The following is a 754-nucleotide window of genomic DNA, read 5'->3' as shown; positions in this document are numbered from 1 at the left end:
CCCGAGCGACCCGGATACGACCACAGCACGTTGCCGGAGTCGACCGCCAACAGATCCTCGTACCGATCCCCGTTCACACTCTCCGCCGCGAGGTTCGGGGTGGTGATGTTCGGCGGCGAGACGTAACCAGAGATGAGCACGTCGCGCTCGCCCGCGCGCTGGGTCACCGGGTTGATGCGGCGCTTGACCACCGCGTCGTCCTGGTTACCCTCGACGGTGGTGATGGTGCCGTCCGAGTGTACGTTGTGGACGATCCCGACGTGGCCGCCCGTGCCCGAGCCCGGTGCGCCCCACACGACCACATCGCCCGGTGCCGGGCTGCCGGTGCCGCCGGAGGGGCGAGCCTTCCAGAGACCCTGCTGCTGGCCCCACGTGCCGACCGCCGTGGCGACGTCGGTCGTGAAAACGGGGGACACGCCAGCGGTGCGCCACACCCATTCGGCGAACATCGCGCACCACGCGGTCGTAATGCACGGACCGTACTTCTGGCAGCGGCCGTTGGCCTCGGAGTTGCCGATCTCAGCCTCGGCGACGGCGACGATCCCGGCACGCGTGGCCGCATGCGCCGCACGTCCGAGGGTAACCTCCTGGAGCGCGAACGTGGCCAGCATGGCCAGCGCTCCGACGACCGCGGTGACAAACCTTCTTCTCATGGTTGCTCCAGGGGTTTAGTAGCGGGCGAGGCGGAAGGTGGACCAGCCGTGGCCGATTTGGGCGGGTGTGGCGAAGGTGCCGTCGCCGTCGCCGGTCCAGC

General features: G+C 69.4%; 1 protein-coding gene. It reads right to left on the bottom strand.

What is annotated here, in order from left to right; genetic code table 11:
• Nucleotides 1–653: CHAP domain-containing protein (locus tag ACTMTJ_RS45405; protein ID WP_441225330.1), on the bottom strand; the 653-nt coding region annotated here is incomplete at its 3' end.
• Nucleotides 654–754 lie beyond the last annotated feature (101 nt).

Source organism: Phytohabitans sp. LJ34 (genome assembly GCF_052068095.1).
Classification (GTDB): Bacteria; Actinomycetota; Actinomycetes; order Mycobacteriales; family Micromonosporaceae; genus Phytohabitans.
This window is presented reverse-complemented; position numbering and strand designations above follow the sequence as displayed.